16 protein-coding genes are annotated in these 18,063 nt (G+C 48.4%); 9 read left to right on the forward strand and 7 right to left on the reverse strand.

All coding sequences use genetic code 11. The annotated features are described in order from the left end of the window. Positions 1–13 precede the first annotated feature (13 nt). Positions 14–1,681: a malate dehydrogenase (quinone) gene (gene mqo, locus BFC18_RS15415; protein WP_083273127.1), complete on the forward strand. Its 1,668-nt coding sequence runs from the start codon at positions 14–16 to the stop codon at positions 1,679–1,681. Between the two features lie 56 nt (positions 1,682–1,737). Here the strand turns inward: mqo and BFC18_RS15420 are convergent, their stop codons facing one another. Next, positions 1,738–2,781 (reverse strand): Gfo/Idh/MocA family oxidoreductase, encoded by a 1,044-nt coding sequence (locus tag BFC18_RS15420; RefSeq protein WP_070126452.1) that lies wholly within the window; start codon positions 2,779–2,781, stop codon positions 1,738–1,740. A gap of 373 nt (positions 2,782–3,154) precedes the next feature. Here BFC18_RS15420 and rpsF point away from each other — a divergent pair, with 373 nt between their 5' ends. The 4 genes from rpsF to BFC18_RS15440 all read left to right on the forward strand — a co-directional run bounded on the left by rpsF (position 3,155) and on the right by BFC18_RS15440 (position 5,582). Further along, on the forward strand, positions 3,155–3,553 hold the full coding sequence (gene rpsF, locus BFC18_RS15425) for a 30S ribosomal protein S6 (protein WP_070126453.1): 399 nt from the start codon (positions 3,155–3,157) through the stop codon (positions 3,551–3,553). Between the two features lie 11 nt (positions 3,554–3,564). After that, a complete protein-coding gene (gene rpsR / locus BFC18_RS15430) occupies positions 3,565–3,795 on the forward strand; it encodes a 30S ribosomal protein S18 (protein WP_070126454.1) in 231 nt (76 codons plus the stop codon). Between the two features lie 17 nt (positions 3,796–3,812). Then, positions 3,813–4,265, forward strand: a complete 453-nt coding sequence (rplI, locus tag BFC18_RS15435; protein ID WP_070126455.1) for a 50S ribosomal protein L9 — start codon at positions 3,813–3,815, stop codon at positions 4,263–4,265. A 219-nt stretch (positions 4,266–4,484) separates the two neighbouring features. Beyond that, positions 4,485–5,582, forward strand: coding sequence for a glycosyltransferase family 9 protein (locus BFC18_RS15440; protein ID WP_070126456.1), 1,098 nt, complete (start codon positions 4,485–4,487; stop codon positions 5,580–5,582). Here BFC18_RS15440 and BFC18_RS15445 read toward each other — a convergent pair. Further along, positions 5,579–6,667: a glycosyltransferase family 4 protein gene (locus tag BFC18_RS15445; protein ID WP_083273128.1), complete on the reverse strand. Its 1,089-nt coding sequence runs from the start codon at positions 6,665–6,667 to the stop codon at positions 5,579–5,581. The two genes, BFC18_RS15440 and BFC18_RS15445, sit on opposite strands and share 4 nt — an antisense overlap. Beyond that, positions 6,664–7,632, reverse strand: coding sequence for a glycosyltransferase family 9 protein (locus BFC18_RS15450; RefSeq protein WP_245680408.1), 969 nt, complete (start codon positions 7,630–7,632; stop codon positions 6,664–6,666). The genes BFC18_RS15445 and BFC18_RS15450 overlap by 4 nt, the downstream gene beginning before the upstream one ends. A gap of 146 nt (positions 7,633–7,778) precedes the next feature. Here BFC18_RS15450 and waaA point away from each other — a divergent pair, with 146 nt between their 5' ends. Further along, complete coding sequence (gene waaA / locus BFC18_RS15455; RefSeq protein ID WP_070126458.1) at positions 7,779–9,080, forward strand: lipid IV(A) 3-deoxy-D-manno-octulosonic acid transferase; 1,302 nt, start codon at positions 7,779–7,781, stop codon at positions 9,078–9,080. Between the two features lie 277 nt (positions 9,081–9,357). Here the strand turns inward: waaA and BFC18_RS15460 are convergent, their stop codons facing one another. Continuing rightward, positions 9,358–11,157 (reverse strand): cation:proton antiporter, encoded by a 1,800-nt coding sequence (locus tag BFC18_RS15460; protein ID WP_070126459.1) that lies wholly within the window; start codon positions 11,155–11,157, stop codon positions 9,358–9,360. A gap of 220 nt (positions 11,158–11,377) precedes the next feature. Between BFC18_RS15460 and BFC18_RS15465 the strand changes: the two genes are divergently transcribed. Both BFC18_RS15465 and BFC18_RS15470 read left to right on the forward strand, forming a co-directional pair. After that, positions 11,378–12,214, forward strand: a complete 837-nt coding sequence (locus tag BFC18_RS15465; RefSeq protein WP_083273129.1) for a hypothetical protein — start codon at positions 11,378–11,380, stop codon at positions 12,212–12,214. 155 nt (positions 12,215–12,369) lie between these two features. Beyond that, positions 12,370–12,951, forward strand: a complete 582-nt coding sequence (locus BFC18_RS15470) for a hypothetical protein (RefSeq protein WP_083273130.1) — start codon at positions 12,370–12,372, stop codon at positions 12,949–12,951. A 76-nt stretch (positions 12,952–13,027) separates the two neighbouring features. Here the strand turns inward: BFC18_RS15470 and BFC18_RS15475 are convergent, their stop codons facing one another. From BFC18_RS15475 to thpR, 3 genes are all read right to left on the reverse strand, one after another. After that, entirely contained in the window at positions 13,028–15,217 is a 2,190-nt protein-coding gene (locus BFC18_RS15475) for a M3 family metallopeptidase (RefSeq protein ID WP_070126460.1), read from the reverse strand. 119 nt (positions 15,218–15,336) lie between these two features. Beyond that, positions 15,337–16,191, reverse strand: coding sequence for a formyltetrahydrofolate deformylase (gene purU / locus BFC18_RS15480; RefSeq protein WP_070126461.1), 855 nt, complete (start codon positions 16,189–16,191; stop codon positions 15,337–15,339). 76 nt (positions 16,192–16,267) lie between these two features. Then, the gene (thpR, locus tag BFC18_RS15485; RefSeq protein WP_070126462.1) at positions 16,268–16,867 is read right to left on the reverse strand and encodes an RNA 2',3'-cyclic phosphodiesterase; all 600 of its coding nucleotides are present in this window, start codon (positions 16,865–16,867) and stop codon (positions 16,268–16,270) included. 158 nt (positions 16,868–17,025) lie between these two features. Here thpR and BFC18_RS15490 point away from each other — a divergent pair, with 158 nt between their 5' ends. Then, on the forward strand, positions 17,026–18,009 hold the full coding sequence (locus tag BFC18_RS15490) for an alpha/beta fold hydrolase (protein WP_083273131.1): 984 nt from the start codon (positions 17,026–17,028) through the stop codon (positions 18,007–18,009). The last annotated feature ends 54 nt before the right edge of the window (positions 18,010–18,063 follow it).

Below are 18,063 nucleotides of genomic sequence, written 5' to 3' on the forward strand. Positions count from 1 at the left end.
ATCAGGAGTCCCTATGCGATTTTCAAAAAGAGCAATTATCGGTTGCTCGTTAGTGGCAGTGGTTGCCGCTTCATTCATCTATTCATCGGTAAAAGATGATTCTGGCAGAGACATCAAGGCCGACACCAAAGTGGATGTGCTGCTCATCGGTGGCGGCATCATGAGTGCTACGCTCGGTACTTATTTACAAGAGCTTCAACCCGATTGGTCGATGATGATGGCTGAACGCCTCGATGGCCCAGCAGAAGAAAGTTCGAACGGCTGGAACAATGCCGGTACCGGCCATTCTGCGCTGATGGAGCTGAACTACACGCCACAAAGAGAAGATGGTTCCGTGAATGTGGAAAAAGCCATCAAAGTCAACGAGGCGTTTCAGATAAGCCGTCAGTTCTGGGCGTATCAGGTTGAAAATGGCGTAATGAATGACCCGCAGTCGTTTATTCGCAGCGTCGACCACATGAGCTTCGTGTGGGGCGATACCAACGTAAACTTCTTGCGCGCACGTTATGCGGAACTGCAAAAGAACAGCCTGTTCCAGAGCATGGACTACAGTGAAGATCATGCGCAAATTGCAAAATGGGCACCGCTGCTAATTGAAGGTCGTGATCCGGGCGAGACTATTGCTGCCACCCGTTCAGGGATCGGCACCGACGTAAACTACGGTGAAATTACCCGTCAGCTGGTGAACGGGTTGAAAAAGCACGATAACTTCGATTTACGTCTGCGTTCAGAAGTGCGTGGAATGAGCCAGAACGAAGACGGTTCATGGCATGTACTGATTGCCGATCTGGCAAACGATAAAGAGTACACCGTTGATGCGGGATTCGTGTTTATTGGTGCCGGTGGTGCATCACTGCCGCTGCTACAAGCATCGGGCATTCCTGAAGCCAAAAACTACGGTGGCTTCCCGGTGGGTGGACAGTTCTTATATACCGACAATCCCGAGGTAGTGGCGAATCACAAGGTGAAAGCCTACGGTCAGGCAGAAGTGGGCGCGCCGCCGATGTCTGTTCCGCATATCGACGCTCGCCGTATCGACGGTAAAGAAATCGTACTGTTTGGGCCTTTCGCCACGTTTTCGACGAAATTCCTCAAGAACGGTTCTCTTTGGGATCTGTTAGATTCAACGACAACCTCTAATATCATTCCTATGATTGAGGTGGGTCTGGATAACTTCAGCCTGGTGCAATATCTGATTAGCCAGGTCATGCTGGACGATGAAGACAGAATGGCAGAGCTGCGTAAGTACTATCCGGAAGCAAAAGCGGAAGACTGGAAATTGATCACTGCGGGCCAGCGCGTACAGATCATCAAAAAAGATCCAGAGGAAGGCGGTAAGCTGCAGTTTGGTACTGAAGTGGTGGTGTCTGACGACCAAACGTTAACCGCATTGCTGGGCGCATCGCCAGGTGCCTCTACTGCCGCGCCAATTATGCTTAATCTGATGGAACGGGCGTTTCCGGAAAAAGTGAAAGGTGAATGGTTGCCGCAACTAAAAGCGATTATTCCTTCATACGGTACCAAGCTTAACGGTAACGTGAGCGCGACAATGGACGAGCTGATTGCAACCAGCGAAACCCTGCATCTGAAAAAGCCGGTTGCTGCAACCGGGAAAGCACCTGCACCGGAAGCGGGTGTACCGGTGGTTGAAAAGTCGAACGTTGCTGATATCGCGCTTTAAAAATATACAAAGCGGGTGAGGGTTATATATCCTTACCCGCGAATGTATCCATACTTTCATTTATCGCCTGTTATTTCTTCAATCGCCACAACGCGGTTTTCTCTTGCACTGATTAGTGCGGCATCAAGAATGGCCGTTACGTGCACTGCATCATCAACATCAACAGGCATGCAGCCATCACCTTTTAAGGCATTTTTCAGTGCCAGATAAAATGCCGGCCAGTTGCCTTGTTCTGAGGGGAACTTTTCCGATTTTCCGTTGCTGAAGAGCGTGCCCCATTTCTCTTGTGGCTCAACGCCCCATTCTATCTCGTGGGAATGTGGATGATGGCCGGCAAAAGCCTGTTCAGTCTGGATATCCAGTCCATCTATCTGAAATGATGCTGACTCACCGTCAGCCCGGAACCGGGGGCCAGGGTTATGCTGCATCATAAACCCATTTACCTGACTGTGCTGACCAGACTCATGGACAAGCGTGAGGTTAAAGGCATCGTTCAATTCAGGGTCATGAAGTACAGCATCCACCTGTGCATATACTGAAGCAACCGGCCCCAATAGCATGACTTGCTGATCTATCAGGTGACTGCCAAGATCTCTGAGTAAACCGCCACCAGAAGCGTTACCTTCATTTTCTGGAGCGAAAGCTTCGATACCATTATAAAGACGACGCAATTTTCCCAGCTTTCCTGTCGACAGCAGATGGCGGACAGTCAGTACATCAGAGTCCCAGCGGCGATTCATGAAAACTGAAACCGGCGTACTGTACTTCTCTGACAATGATTTAATCCTGACTGCACTCGAATAGTCCATGGCGAAAGGCTTGTCTGAAACAACTGGTATACCTGCTTTTAATGCTTGTTCGATAAGTGACAGTCTGCTGTCAGGCGGTGTCGATATCACTACGGTATCTACGCCCGCGTCAAGCATCTCTGTAAGCGAGTTAAATACTGGGGTATCGGGATAACGTGCATTTATCAGCTGCTTTCGTTCGGCTGAACGTGTGACGATTCCCGCGAGTTGTAAGTCCTCCGTTGTCGTAATCAGGGGGGCGTGATAGTTACTGCCACCCACACCAAATCCGACCAAACCAATTTTACGCATTTCTTTGCTCCAGTGATGGCACACCCTTACACTTCCAGTGTGCAGTTCAACGGTATTGTCGAGCTTGCTGTTGGAAAATTGACATGAATGAAATTAATTTTCCAAATTAAATAATTATGAAATTAAAGTATCATTTATGTTTAGGGGTTGCCACCTTTTCATCACTGGCGTGTAGTACTGCCTGTATGTGAGTGGGGACTGATGAGAGGAAAACCATTCGGGTAACGGCAAAGCCACATTGACGCGCAAATTGCTTGTCTGGTGAACAATTGATCTATATAATGCGCGCCCTTACAGCCATCAAACCTATCTAGTTCCTTGTCTCTATACAGTTTGGCTGTACTGTCGAGGCTACAACCGTAAGGAGCGTGTAATGCGTCATTACGAAATCGTATTTATGGTTCACCCTGATCAGAGTGAACAAGTACCTGGTATGATCGAGCGTTATACCACTATCCTGAAGCAAGAAGGTGGTCAAATCCATCGTCTGGAAGACTGGGGCCGTCGTCAACTGGCTTACCCAATCGAAAAGCTTCACAAAGCACACTATGTTCTGATCAACGCAGAAGCAACTGCTGAAGCTGTTGATGAGCTGGAAAATGCTTTCCGCTTTAACGATGTGATCCTGCGTAACCTGGTTATGCGCACGAAAAACGCTGTGACTGAACCTTCTCCTATGATGAAGGAAGAACGTCGTGAGCGTCGTGACGATTCTGCTCCACGCGGTGAGCGCGCGGAACGGAAAACTGAAACCACTGAAGACAACGCGTAAGGAGATCTATCATGGCTCGTTTTTTCAGACGTCGTAAGTTCTGCCGTTTTTCTGCAGAAGGTGTTGAGCAAATCGATTATAAAGATATTGCTACACTGAAAAACTACATCACTGAGAGCGGTAAAATCGTTCCTAGCCGTATCACTGGTACCAGTGCAAAGTATCAGCGTCAGCTGTCTACTGCTATTAAGCGCGCGCGTTTCTTAGCTCTGCTGCCGTACACAGATTCACACAACAAGTAAGCGAAGGGGTAACTTAGATGGAAATCATCTTATTAGACAAAATCGCTAACCTGGGTGGTCTGGGCGATACTGTAAACGTTAAAGCTGGTTTTGCTCGTAACTTCCTGTTCCCACAGGGTAAAGCAGTACCTGCAACTAAAGCAAACGTTGAAAAGTTCGAAGCACGTCGTGCTGAGTACGAAGCAAAAGTTGCTGAAGAGCTGTCTGCTGCACAAGCACGCGCTGACAAAGTTGCTGAGCTGGGCGAGGTAACTATCGCTGCTCCTGCTGGTGATGAAGGCAAACTGTTTGGTTCTGTTGGTACTCGCGACATCGCTGATGCAATCACTGCTGCTGGCGTTGCGGTATCTAAAGCAGAAGTTAAACTGCCTACCGGTACTCTGCGTGAAACTGGCGAATACGACATCGACCTGCAACTGCACTCAGAAGTAACTACTTCTGTTAAAGTTGTAATCGTTGCTGAAGCTTAATAGCTAACCAGTTAAACCGATTGAAAAAGCCGCGCTGAGCAATCAGCGCGGTTTTTTTTATGCCTATTGCTCTCTCTAACTACTGAACACTCCGCCACGTAAAGACAATTTACACCGGCCTTTACATCCCTTTAATCATCTCGTCGTATTTGTCGTTTACCATGCCGTCTTGCGCCTAAATCCAAGCTTTCACGCAAAGTGCACCAAAAGGACAAGAATGTGAACCCGGCTATAGCCAACCGGCTTTCTTCTGCCAGCAAAATTCTTTATATGAGCCATATGGCCATCGGTGATTATCTTTATCAGCGAACTTATCTTCAAATGCTGTCGGAGCAGTATCCCAATGCAGAGATTGATCTATGGATAGATGATTTTCGCACGAAAGGGAAAGACTGGCAGAAAGGGCGCTCGGATTTCCTTTCCAATTGGATGAAAGATGAGACTTTTATTACTCGTCTTTACCCTCAAGCCACCAGTATTGCTCACCGCAAGGATGTGTTGGAGGAAGCAAAAAACCGTGGCTACGATGCCGTCTTGTTTATTGCCAATCTACGTAGTGAGCGCTTCGCCAGTGCGGCAAAAGAGATTGCTGGCAAATCAGGATATTGTGCTGGTGTTGTAAATCAGAAGTCGTTGGATTGGCTACAACCCTGGAAGTTTGCGGGCCTTGATGCTTGTTATCGTAATAACAAACGGGATGGGCAAAAACCAATCCTGGCTAAATACGGTGATAATTTTGCTCAACTGGCGGGGTTACACAGTGCACCTGCTATTGCCTCTTTAACCGTTGAAGCTGATGCGAAAACCCTGGCTGGTAACGTGCTGCAGCGCTGGCACAATAAGTTTGGTACCCAGCGGATGATGCTGGTGAATACTATCTCTACCACCGCAAAGCGCGACTATCCCTGGGATAAAATGGAAGCGGTGATTCAGCGGTTGCATGGGCAATATCCTGACTATTTGTTTGTTCTGAATGCACCTCCCCATCTCATTGAAGATTTTACGGGCAAAGCAGAAGCAATCGTAAGCCATCATCAAATTCCTGCCGTGGCGTTCACTGCAAAGGCAGGTGTGCAGTCACTTGCGGCCATGATATATCAGGCTGATTGTGTTCTTACCGTTGAGACTGCCATTATGCATTTTGCAGAGGCGTTATCCGTACCGCAATGTGTGCTCATGCGCAACGCGTCAGCCCACTGGTGCCCGCCATCGGCGAACTGTCGCTTGTTTTCAGACACCATAGTGGCCGATTTATCCGTTGATGCGGTTACCGATAACGCGCTCTCCTTGCTTGGTGAGGTGGGCGCAGTGCGTTAACCCTTTTTCGAAGTGAGCGCCTGGTAGAGAGAAGCGTAGCGGCGAGCCATCACAGCTGGCGTGAAGTGAGCTTCAATATGGTGGTAAGCCGCGTTGCCTAAACGTTGGGCTGTTGCCGGATCATCTAGCTGTTTGAGCAGGGCATTAGCCAATGCGGCACTATCGCCAGGCGGCACCAGTAAACCGGTTTTGCCGTCAATGATAACTTCTGGAATGCCGCCAACAGGACAACTCACCATGGGCCGTTTACACGCGGCCCCTTGCAGTAAAATTACGCCAAGTCCTTCGGCGTGAGCAGGGTGGGCCATGATATCGATAGCCGGTAAAATTCGCGGAACATCGTCGGTAAATCCGCAGAGTCTGACTTTGCCATGCAGTCCGTAAGAATCGATAAGACGTCGATAGCTATCATGCTGCTTACCTTTACCGAACAACAAACAGACCACGTTGTCGTGATGTGCTGTTACTTTGTCCATAGCTGCAATCAACTCTGCTTGGCCTTTTCGGGGAATAAGCTGGGCAAAGTTAGCAATGATCCGGGTGCCTGGAGGAATGTGGTAGGTGGATTCCAGCCACTGGCGGGTGTGTGTATAGCTAAAGTCGTGTTGGTTAACCGCCGAGTGAATCACTTCCTGACGACTGTCCTGACAGTGTTTTCCCACCACTTGTCGAACACCTTCAGAAATGCTCACAACCGCATCGTACTGACGATATTTATATTTAGCGATGGATGACTCAGGGTTATCTACACGGCGGGTGCATAGGGCAGGCAGATTATTATAACGCGCGACAATGCCACCCCACACATCTGCGCCACGGCGACTATGCACATGCACAATATCGGGCTTATGTTGCCGTATGCAGGTATGTAGTCGGAACGGAAATTGTAAATCTATATCTCCGGCACAGGGCAGAGGTAAAACCTCACAATTATCCAGCGCCAGCGACGACATCGCACTGCCCGCCGAACAAACCAGAAGGTTTGTATGCTGCGAAGGGTCGAGTGCACGAATAAGATATTCAACTTGCTTTGCCCCGCCGTAAAGCTGGCGACCCAACTCAATGTGCAAAATACGCAGTGTCATAACAGTCTCTCCAGCCATTTAAGCACGTCGTCTGGCTGTATGTTGCTCATGCAGATATAGGCCCCATCGCAGGTTGGTCTGCGTTTGCACGGTGCGCAGGGAAGGGCTTTAAAGATTACGGTAGCGTTAGGGGTATCGGTAAACCGGTAGGGGCAAGTAGAACCAAACAGGGTCAAAGTGGTGCGGTCGTGTGCAATGGCCAGGTGCGTGAGCCCGGTGTCTACGCCAATCACTGCATAAGCCTGTGAAAGTAATGCGCCGCTGGCTTCCAGAGAAAGCAGCCCGGCAACGACGATAACATCATCGATTACGGCGGCAAGTTCCGCTGCCTTTTCCTGGTCGCCAGGGCCGCCGAGAATAACAATGGGCATTGCCGACGTTGCACGAAAATCCTTAATTAGTTGTTGCCAGTGGCCGTGAGGCCAGTGCTTTTGTGGGCGTGTGGTAAACGGGCAGATGGCAATGAACGGCTTATGGATAAGGGAAGCCTCTACCTTTACATTCAGTTCAGCATAAGCGCTTGCCGGTGCTGGCAGGTTCATCTGGTAGCGGTTCGCTCCCAGGTAACGCCCTAGCGCTTTATATTCAGAGCAGATATCATCGCTTTGCGGCTTTGCAATAGACTCGGTCAGCAGCCATTCACTGTGTTCCTTACTTTTAAAGCCGATGCGCCGTTTTGCGCCTGACAACCAGCACAGCAAAGCACTCTTAAGTAACCCTTGAGCATCAATGGCAACGGTAAAGTTGCGTTGCCTGAGTTCACGTCGGAAACTCCGTACTGCGTTAAACAAAGTAACCCATTGCTTATTTTTTGCTAGTGCAGACCATTCAGCCTTCGGCCACGGGATCACGTCATCGATATGCGGGTGTGCAGCAACGAATTTTTGATATGGGGATTCAACCAGCCAGGTAATACGGCTGTCATCAAACGTTGATTTTATGTTGGCCGGTAAACCCGAGGCCATTACAATGTCGCCGATAGCGCTTAACTTTACGAAAAGAACGCTTGGTTGTGTTGGGGCATCTGACATAAATAAGCGAACTAACAAACTCTCTGACTTAGCAGTTAAGCATGCATTCGCGACATTTTAATGACGACAGGAAGTAACTAATGACACGCCCTAGCGACACTTACCGACCAACCCTGGGCCAGAATGCGTTTCGCTGGTTTTATTCGTTGGTATTGGCGCTGATTGTTCCCTTTGCGTTTATCAACCTGATGATTCGAGGCCGCAAGCGCAACAAAGACTATAATCATCGCCGATTCGAGCGATTTGGTTTTGTGCGTCGCCCGGCAAAAACTGGTGGGTATCTTTTCCATTGCGTGTCGGTGGGGGAAGTGGTCGCCGCATCGGTATTGATTAAAAAAATAATGCGCGATGAGCCAGAAACATCCATAACAATCACCACAACCACGCCAACAGGCTCTGCACGGGTACGCGATATTTTCGGTGATGCGGTACATCATTTTTATCTGCCTTACGATCTTCACATGGCCATGTCTGGCATGCTTCGCCGGGTTAAACCCAAAATGGTATTGATTACCGAAGTGGAATTATGGCCCAACTTCATTCATTGTTGTTGGCGGCGTCACATTCCAGTGGTTGTGGTTAATGCCCGCATGACGAACCGCTCCGCAAGGCGCTATAAAAAACTCAGCATACTGTTCGCTCCCATGTTGCATAAAATCAGTCATGTTTGTGCTCAGGGCCAACGGGATTTTGATAACTACCTGTTCCTTGGCTTAGATAAGCCAAAGCTGACGCTTACCAACAACATCAAATTTGATCAGGCCGTGTCTGCCGGTAGCGTGCTGTCAGATTTTCATGGCGTCAGTCGCGATTCCCGCACCGTACTCATTGGTGGCAGTACCCACGATACTGAGGAACTCGCGCTGATCCGCACCTACCAGCAATTAAAAAGTGAATCCCCGCCGTTGTTGTTAATCCTGGTACCCAGGCATCCTGAGCGCTTTAATACGGTAAAAAAATTGCTGACGGAAGAAAAAATGCAGGCCGTCTTTTCCTCTGAAGGCGGGCTGGTGACACCGGAAACCGATGTGCTATTGGTGGATGAAATGGGCAAACTGAATGCTGCTTACCAGGTTGCCAGCATCGCTTTTGTGGGGGGGAGTCTGGCGGACAGAGGCGGACACAATGCCCTGGAACCCGCAGCAGTAAAGTTACCCGTCATCATGGGGCCAAACACCTATAACAACCCCGTAATTTGTCAGTACCTGCAGGACAATGGCGCGTTGTTTATCGTTAATGACGCAACGGCACTGGCAACCTGTTGCCAATCACTGCTGGCAGACCCTGCCAAAGCGAAACAGTCGGGTGAGGCTGGCTACGCTGTGTTAAGGGCTAATCAAGGCGCTGTAGAAAAAACCATCGAAGTCATTCGTTCCCTGTGACCAGCATTAGTGCGAATAAGAGTTTTATGGGCACCAATTTGGTGCGGCTGATTTTTTGATTGCTTGATTATTCATCAAGATTTTAACTACGTTTATGTTTCTTTAGGCTTTTTTACATTTGGCACTGTGTTTGCTTTTATATGGCCGACGACGCTAATCAAGCAAAAAATAAACAACAACGCATCCAATAATAATAATAGAGGGGAGCACTTGATTACTCGTTTTTCCAGGGAGAGGCACCCTGCCGAAAGGTAGGGTGCTGTTCTGGCATCAGATCTCAGACAGGTTCACTGTCAGGAACAATAAGACTTATCAATTTCCAGTTCGCTTTTGGCTCCAGCGCTTTCCCGGTAAGGAAGGTGTGAGTACGCCCATTCTCATCAAATGCAATCAAGGGTACCGCTCTGTCACCATACTGTTTAGTATAATCGGCGAAGCTAAACTCTTCACTCAGGCGGGTTGTCTTAACTTTGGCACCGCGAGTGACCGCCGTTGCCAGATAGCCATACGTTACACCCTCGTCAAACAATGCCATTTTCTTCGCATACTGAGTACTGACCTGATGGCTAGGTCTTGCCGTTTGCTCATTGTTGGTAAGTCCCCAAACCTTATCTTTCCCCATGGTGTACTCAAAGTGATAGGCAATCATTGGATTAAGTTGTTTGTAGGGCGACATGATCAGTACCGTGCCGAAGAGGTTAAGCTCGAGGCTTCGGGCAGCATGGTCTGACATAGGGTTACCGAAATAAGCAGGAATATCCATCATGCGGGTTTCCCGAATAGCATCCCAGTTCGTGTCTGCTATGCAAACCGGTAAGTTGTGGCTCTGCAATTCCTTTGCAAGAAGTCGGCTGAATTTGCTCCCACCAAAAATGAGAAAACCATTAGGGGCTGGCGAACGCACTTTCAGGAACGTTGCCACATATTTAGAGGACAAGCTCTGTACCACCACGGTGGCAATAATGACCACGAAAACCATTGGCACAATAACGCCTGCGCCCTCATAACCTATTTCTTCCAACTGCAGAGAAAACAGTGCTGATACCGCAGCGGCGACGATACCTCGGGGTGCAATCCAGCTGATCAGTGCCAATTCACGCCAGTTTAGTCCGGTTCCTACCGATGAAGCGAGTACTGAAAGCGGTCGCGCGACAAACATAATGGCAATCAACACCACAAACACCCCAGAACCGACTTCCATAACGGCGTTCAGGTCGAGTCGTGATGCGAGAATGATAAATAATCCGGAGATAAGCAACACACTGAGTGTTTCCTTAAATTCCAGGATGTCTTCAACATCCACATCTTTCATATTTGCCAGCACCATACCCGCAATAGTCACTGCCAGCAGGCCTGACTCATGGGCAAGCGCGTTTGAAATGGCGAAAATGCCAAGGATAAGGGTGAGTACGGCAGTATTTTGCAGATAATGCGGAATGAGCTCTTTTCTTAGTGAAATACCAAGCAGATAACCACCAGCAAGACCAAAAATGGTGCCCAATCCTACCGTCTTACCAAAGGCGATGAGGGTGTGCATAAGCGCGGTGTCTTGTGACGCCACGATATACTCGTAAACCAGAACCGCTAGTAAGGCCCCGATGGGGTCTATAACAATGCCTTCCCAACGAAGAATGTTGGCGATATTACTTTTGGGCCTTACTGTCCGAATCATCGGAACAATAACCGTTGGGCCCGTTACAGTGACTATGGCCCCAAAAAGTGCTGAAAGCTGCCATGACAGATCCAAGCTAAAATGCGCGGCAAGTGCTGCTATTACCCAGGTAACCAAAACACCTACGCTACACAGGTTTCTCACCATGTTGCCATGACCGGCGATATCGCTGAACTTGAGCGTTAATGCGCCCTCGAACAGGATAATTGCTACAGACAGTGAGACCACTGGGAATAACAGATCGCCAAACAGTGCATCGGCATCCAGTAGGTGAAATGTGGGACCGACGATAATGCCGACAATGAGTAGCGGCAAGATAGCCGGTAACCGAATTTTATAGGCCAGGAACTGGCAGCAAATCGACAGTAGTCCAACGGTGACGAGGCTCAGTAAAGGGTCTGACACGTTATTTTCCTTTTTACCTTAAGTTTTCCGCCATTAAACAAATTTGGCATCTTATTGTTATATGGCTTGTTTATACTGCTTGCAGGACGAACCGGATTTACTTTCAAAAGGTTGCATAACGTCGCTACCTGCGTGCATAGTACTGAAGTTTGTTCTTATCATATTGTTTTAATTATCTATAGCTAATATAGCTTAGGCCCTTCTGTCAAAGAGAGTAATTGTGAATCGTATTTTTTTGTTATTGAGCCCTTTGTTCCTGATGACGGGTTGCTCCGTGTCAGCAGATACCCAGCGAGGGGTTGAGGTACTGTCCAGTTATTCTCTGGATAATGCACTAAAAGAAACCTCAGGTCTGTTCTGTATAGACGGAGGCGCGTTCTCAATTAACGATTCTGGCAATAAGCCGGAACTGTTCACCATAAACGAATTGGGTAAAATTACCGGAAAAGCAGAGCTGGATATCACTAACCAGGATTGGGAAACCATCACGGGAAATGAAGATTATTTGTATATCGGTGATATTGGCAATAACGCCGGTAAACGAAAAAACCTCAAGATATACAGAATAGATCGCAAAGACAGTTCGAAAACAGAAAAATTGCGCTTCACGTATACCGGTAATAAGCCTGCAGACAATGTGCCTTACGCCCACGATTACGACGGTGAAGCAATGACTATGCGTGACGGTAAACTGCAGATTTTCTCAAAGAGCTGGGCGACAGAGACCGCACATGTGTATAACGTGCAGGACATCAAAGCCAAACAAGCGCTTTCGCCAATCGCAAACGTTGAAGGGTTACCAGGTGTTGTTACTGGCGTAGACTGGAGCGAAGAGAAGCAGGAATATGCGCTGGTGGGGTATCGCAGTAACGCACTGGGCATGTTTAAGCCGTTTATCGCCACGATTAGCAATGAGTATCAAGTTACCGGCGTTCATATGCTGCCGCAATTTGCGCAAGTAGAAGGCGTTTGTCATGCGCCAAATGGCAATATCTGGCTCACACAAGAAAGTTCTCCATATACTTCTGCAAAAATCGCAGTACTGAAAATCCACTAATTGTTTTAAAAATCAACAGATGCCGATTATAAGGGTATAGTTTTAGACTAATTGATAATCTAATTTTATACCCAAAGTCTCTCACCTTTTCTTATACTCAGTTCATCGATTGCAGCGATGTGCTGCGTTAACCAATTATGAAAAGGGAGCTGGCAATGTTGAAGTTTGTTGCATCTCTAGCGATTTTTGCTTCGCTGAGCACATTTCAGGTTCATGCTGGCTCTTTGTTCAGTGAGAAAACGGAGGCTTGGCTGAAAAAGCACCTCGAAGTCTCAAAGCAATTTGCCGTTTCACTTACCAAGAACAAAATCAAGTTTAATGGCTGTCAGCAGAAAGACTACAAACTCAGTATGTCTTTACAGCTTTCAGACAATACAAGCGTTGAAACCCTGGCCCTTTACGGCAGAGGGGTATTAGAGTTTGGTGTTTTCAATCAACGTGTAACATCCCGTTCTTACGAAGTGATCTCGTGGTGGCATAATGAAGATTTTCGTTACGGCATCGCAACAGGCTTACGTCCAGCCCACGACCTTGATTTACCCATGAGCGGGTCATTGGCGTTACCAGATAGTCGCACGCTATCCGTTTACCTCGAAACCGATGGCTTCAAAGAAGATCATGTTTTGTCTTTTGCTATGCGACGTGAGACGTGGTTAGGCAATACTTCGGATTTGGCGCTTAACTGGGATAAAAGTTACGACAATCAACTGCAACTGGGTTACCGAATTAGTTTCTGATATCGACTGAGAGGCCGGTTTCAATAAAAAGGGGGCGATGATTTCATCGCCCCCTTTCTTATATGCAAGTGGTTACTTACTTATCTTCTGGAACCGGGAAGCCGCGGTCTCGCATCAATGCATCTACTTCTGCATCGCGACCGCGGAACTTGCGATACGCCTCTGCTGGGTCCATTGCGTTACGTACAGAGAACAGGTATTTAACCAGCTTCGCAGACACTTCCTTATCGTAGAAACCGCCTGGCGCTTCACGGAAAGCTTCAGCGGCATCGGAAGACAATACATCGGCCCACATATAGCCGTAGTAACCTGATGAATATCCTTCACCAGAGAATACGTGACCAAACTGGGTGCTGCGGTGACGCATCACGATTTCTTCTGGCATATTCAGTTTAGCTAACTGTTCGCGCTCGAAAGCATCGGGATCAATTTTGTCAGGATCCGTGGTGTGATACAGCAAATCCATAATAGCGGATGCCATGTACTCAGTGGTGCCGAAGCCTGAGTTAAACGTGGCGGCATTTTTAATTTTCTGCACCAGTTCTGCTGGGATTGGCTCGCCGGTTTTGTAGTGAACCAGATAGTTGTTGATCACTTCGTCAGTGGTAAGCCAACGTTCCAGCAATTGAGATTGGAACTCGGTGTAATCACGAACGCCGGAATGTGACGTTGGATACTTTACATCTGCCGACAGGAAGTGCAGTGCGTGACCAAACTCGTGGAAATACGTGTTAGCGTCATCCCAGGAAATCAGCGTTGGCTCGCCTTCCGGCCCTTTCACGAAGTTTGAGTTGTTAGAGGCCAGTACGGTTGTTTCGCCATCGTAGGTGGTGTAACTACGATACGTGGTTGCCCAGGCGCCAGAGCGCTTACCCTGACGAGCAAACGGGTCGAGGTACCATAAACCAATCAACTTACCGCTGTCTTTGTCTTTCACTTCCCACACTTTCACGTCAGGGTGGAAAACGGGCACTTTTCCTTCTGGTACTGGTGTAAAGTCGAAGTTGAACAAACGACCGGCTACGTAGAACATCGCTTCACGTAACTTATCTAACTGCAGATATTGTTTTACTTCATTGGAATCGAGATCGTATTTTGCCTGACGGACTTTCTCAGCATAGAAGCGATAATCCCACGGTGCGATAGTGATGTCTGCGCCTTCTTCGTCGGCAATCGCCTGCATGTCGGCGACTTCCTCGTCGACGCGTGCAATGGCTGCAGGCCACACTTTCATCATCAGATCCATGGCATTTTCAGGTGTCTTAGCCATACGATCTTCTAAGCGCCACTGGGCATAATTGTCGTAGCCAAGCAGTTCTACACGCTCATCACGCAACGTTAGGATTTGCTTGATAACGTCGTTGTTATCAAACTCATCGCCATTGTCACCACGGTTGTAGTAGGTGTTCCACACTTTCTCACGCAGCTCGCGATTGGTGCTGTAGGTGAGGAACGGGTCCATGGATGATCGTGTGTTAGTGATTGCATACTCACCTTCGTGGCCACGTTCTTTAGCTGCCGTAGCGGCACCCTTAATAAATGAATCGGGTAATCCGCCTAGTTGATCTTCAGTGATGTAAGTGACATAGTTTTCTTCATCATGCAGCACGTTGCTGGAAAACTTGTTATATAGACCAGCTAACTCTTTGCTGATTTCAGCATAGCGCGCTTTGCCTTCGGCATCTAAAGTGGCACCGTTGCGAGCAAAACCGTTGTAAACATTACTAACTACACGCTTTTCCTCTTCGCCCATGCTTTGCAGTTCTTCGCTTTCATATACGGCTTTTACACGCTCGAACAAGGCTTCATTCTGGGTAATTTTTGTTGAATAGGCCGACAGCTCTGGAGACATCTCCGTGCGCACGGCGCGGAACTCTGGGCTCGATTTATTGGAACTAAAAATGCCGTAATATTTAAACACGCGGCTAAGTGCACTGCCTGCGCGTTCCATGGCCACAATAGTATTTTCAAATGTGGGGGGCTCTGGATTATTGGCAATCGCTTCAATTTCAGCGAGGTTCAACTCCATCCCTTTGCGCAGGGCTGGTTTTACATCTTCAACCTTCATTTTGTCGAACTGTGGTACACCGCCGTAGGGGCCGGGGAACTCTTGCAGTAGCACATTGCTAAATTCACTGGCTTGCTGGGTTTGTGTTGTTTGCGGTGCAGCAGCGGTAGTCGCTGATTCATTGGCAGCCTGATCAGAACAAGCGGTAAGGGACAGAGCAACGGCCAGAGCCGTTAGTGAGGTTTTAAAGTTTCCCATGGTTCATTCCATCGTCGTTATTATCAGCATTCCAGTCTACTGGAATGCTGATCACATCGCTATATAGCGACGACGGGCACTACCTGAGGCGAGTTACTTTACCTTTACGCAAAAGCGTCTTAAGCAAAAACAACCGTCTTATTGCGATGAATGATCACCCGGTCTTCCAGGTGATTACGCACGCCGTGGGCGAGGGCATTTACTTCGCAGTCTTTCCCTTTGCGCACCATATCTGCTGCACTGTCGCTATGGCTGATACGCTTCACGCTTTGCTCGATGATTGGCCCCTCGTCGAGATCTTTGGTGACGTAGTGGCAAGTTGCACCAATCAGCTTTACACCGCGATCGTAAGCCTGCTGATACGGACGGGCACCCGCAAAAGAAGGTAGGAAACTGTGGTGGATGTTAATGGCTTTGCCCTGCAGTTTTTGGCACAAGGTATCGGGTAAAATCTGCATAAAGCGCGCTAGCACGGTTAAATCAATGTTGTAAGATTCGAGCAAGGTTTCAATTTGAGAGAACGCTTGTTCTTTACCTAACGATTTGAAATCCACCCAGCGGAATGGCACTTTGTACCAGTCAGCAAACTGTTTCATTTGCGGGTGATTCCCGATAATTACCGGAATATCACAGTGAAGTTCACCGGTATGCCAGCGGTGAAGCAAATCCACCAGGCAATGTGACTCAAGGCTAGCTAGCAATGCCATGCGCTGCTTAGCGCGCGAATCCGTGAGTTTCCAGTTCATCTGGAATTCGTTGGCCAGCGGGGTGAAAGCTTCGATGAAGCTGTCGTAGTTTAAGCGAAGAGAGTCTGCGCCAATTTCGTGGCGCATGAAAAAACGACCGGTTTGCAAATCGGTATGATGGCTGGCTTCTACAATGGTACCGCCATGGTCGGCTAAGAACTGAGAAACCCGTGCAACCAGGCCAACCTGATCAGGGCAATCGATAACTAAACGAAACGTGTGCTGCATGATGATTATAACTCTGAAAAATATGCCTCATGTTTTACCATGCGGTGCGCATCTGTAAAGCCGAAATTAATATATCTCATAGCAGTCCCCGGCGAAGCCGCTCGCGGACAGAAATATTCGGCTCCAATGACCAGGAGTGTCGGATGGGATACCGCACCCCAGAAGGCGTTGAAACAGACTCAAAAAAGTGGAAATCCTGACAGTGCAATTTTAGTGACGGCGGGAGTAAAGGAGCAGGAACCTCGCTGGTGGCTTTCCTCACCAAAGTAACATGCGGGCGATATTCCCGACTTTCTACCGGAATACCACTGGCCCGGGCAGCTTTGCGGATTTCCTTTGCTAGTTTCATCAGCGGCTTTTCAGGCGAAAAGGGCGCGGCAAAGAGAATTTTCGGGCCGTCCCAGTAGCCGGTGGTATCCAATTCAATGTCAAAAGGCTCAGCTGTGAGCTCATCCAGAATGGAAAGTAATTCGTCATGCTGGCGGGGAGTGATGTCACCCAGAAATGCCAGGGTGATGTGATAGTTCTCTGGCGGCACCGAAACCGGCGGACTTTTCTGATTAGGCAGTAATCCTTCAGGTCGCTTGGCTGACACCGACGGCAGGGCTTTCTCACGCCATTCTGCCAGGGCAAGTTTGTTGTTAGCGGACAAGTCCAGTCCGATGAAACTACGCATAATGCTTTTACCACTTTTAATGTCGACTTAAACAGGGCGTCTGGCGCTCATGGGTGTGAGTATATCAGTCTGGCGTCGATCTGGTTGTCTGGAAATTAATATGTTATTGATAGGTTAACGGTTTAAGCCGGGATCAATGATTAAAGGACTAATGACTCATGGCAATGACGCACAAAATTTTGAAAGGCATCGGACTGCTCATTCTACTAGTTGTGATTATTTACGGTGTGCTAAGAGCGGCTGCCTGGGTACATTCTCCTTCTTCTCATTATCCCGGTGAATACCTGTCGGTAAATAGTAAACAGGTAAGGTACGTATGCAGTGGCGACGGGGCGCCGCTGATATTTTTTGAGAGTGGCTTTGGTTCAGGCTCAGATGAAACCTGGAAATCGCTGTCTGAAAAATTATCTCAAACGAATCGGGTTTGTTACTACGATCGCTTAGGTTATGGCGGCAGTGATGACATTGCCCCCGATTTCTCTACCGACGATAAATCGATGGTGCAGCAAGCCATTCTTACCCATGTTGCCGCTGACCAGCCAGTGATTGTCGTTGGGCATTCCTACGGCGGTATTTTGGCTCGACGCACGCTGCATCGCGCTTTAAACAACACTGGTGAAGTGGCGAACTTGAACATAGCCGGCCTTATTCTGGTGGACTCCGCCCACGAAAATCAGCACGAGATCCTGCGTGGCAAGCTCGACCCTATTCCTGCCGAAGTGGAACAGAAAGCCTATTGGACAGCCTGGTTTGGTGTGGATGACATTCTGGCCATGTTCAGGCCGGGCGTGGAGGAAGGAGAAGTTGATTCGAGCGCGTATTATGTCAGCCTTCGCTGGGCGCACGTGCTCTCAACTTATGTTCGGGAAAAAGGCAATTACACGCCATTGGATGAATTCGACTATGACTTTGGTGATTTGCCCATGATTGTGCTGTCTCACGATGATAAAGCCTACGAAGGTAATCCACGTTTCGAGGGGGTTGGTCCTTTATGGACAGCTTTGCAAGAAGAGTTGGCCGCTCTCTCTGACAACAGTGAAATACGTGTGGTTGAGGGCGCGACCCATGATATTCCCGCAGATGCTCCTTCAGCAGTTATTCAGGCAGTGGAAGATATGCTGATAAAGGTAGCGCCAGAGTAATCGTAAATAGAGTGATGTAGCATACTGCGATATTGCTCTCATTCGCCCCGTGCA

The sequence above is a fragment of the Alteromonas confluentis genome (genome assembly GCF_001757105.1).
Taxonomy (GTDB): Bacteria; Pseudomonadota; Gammaproteobacteria; order Enterobacterales; family Alteromonadaceae; genus Alteromonas; species Alteromonas confluentis.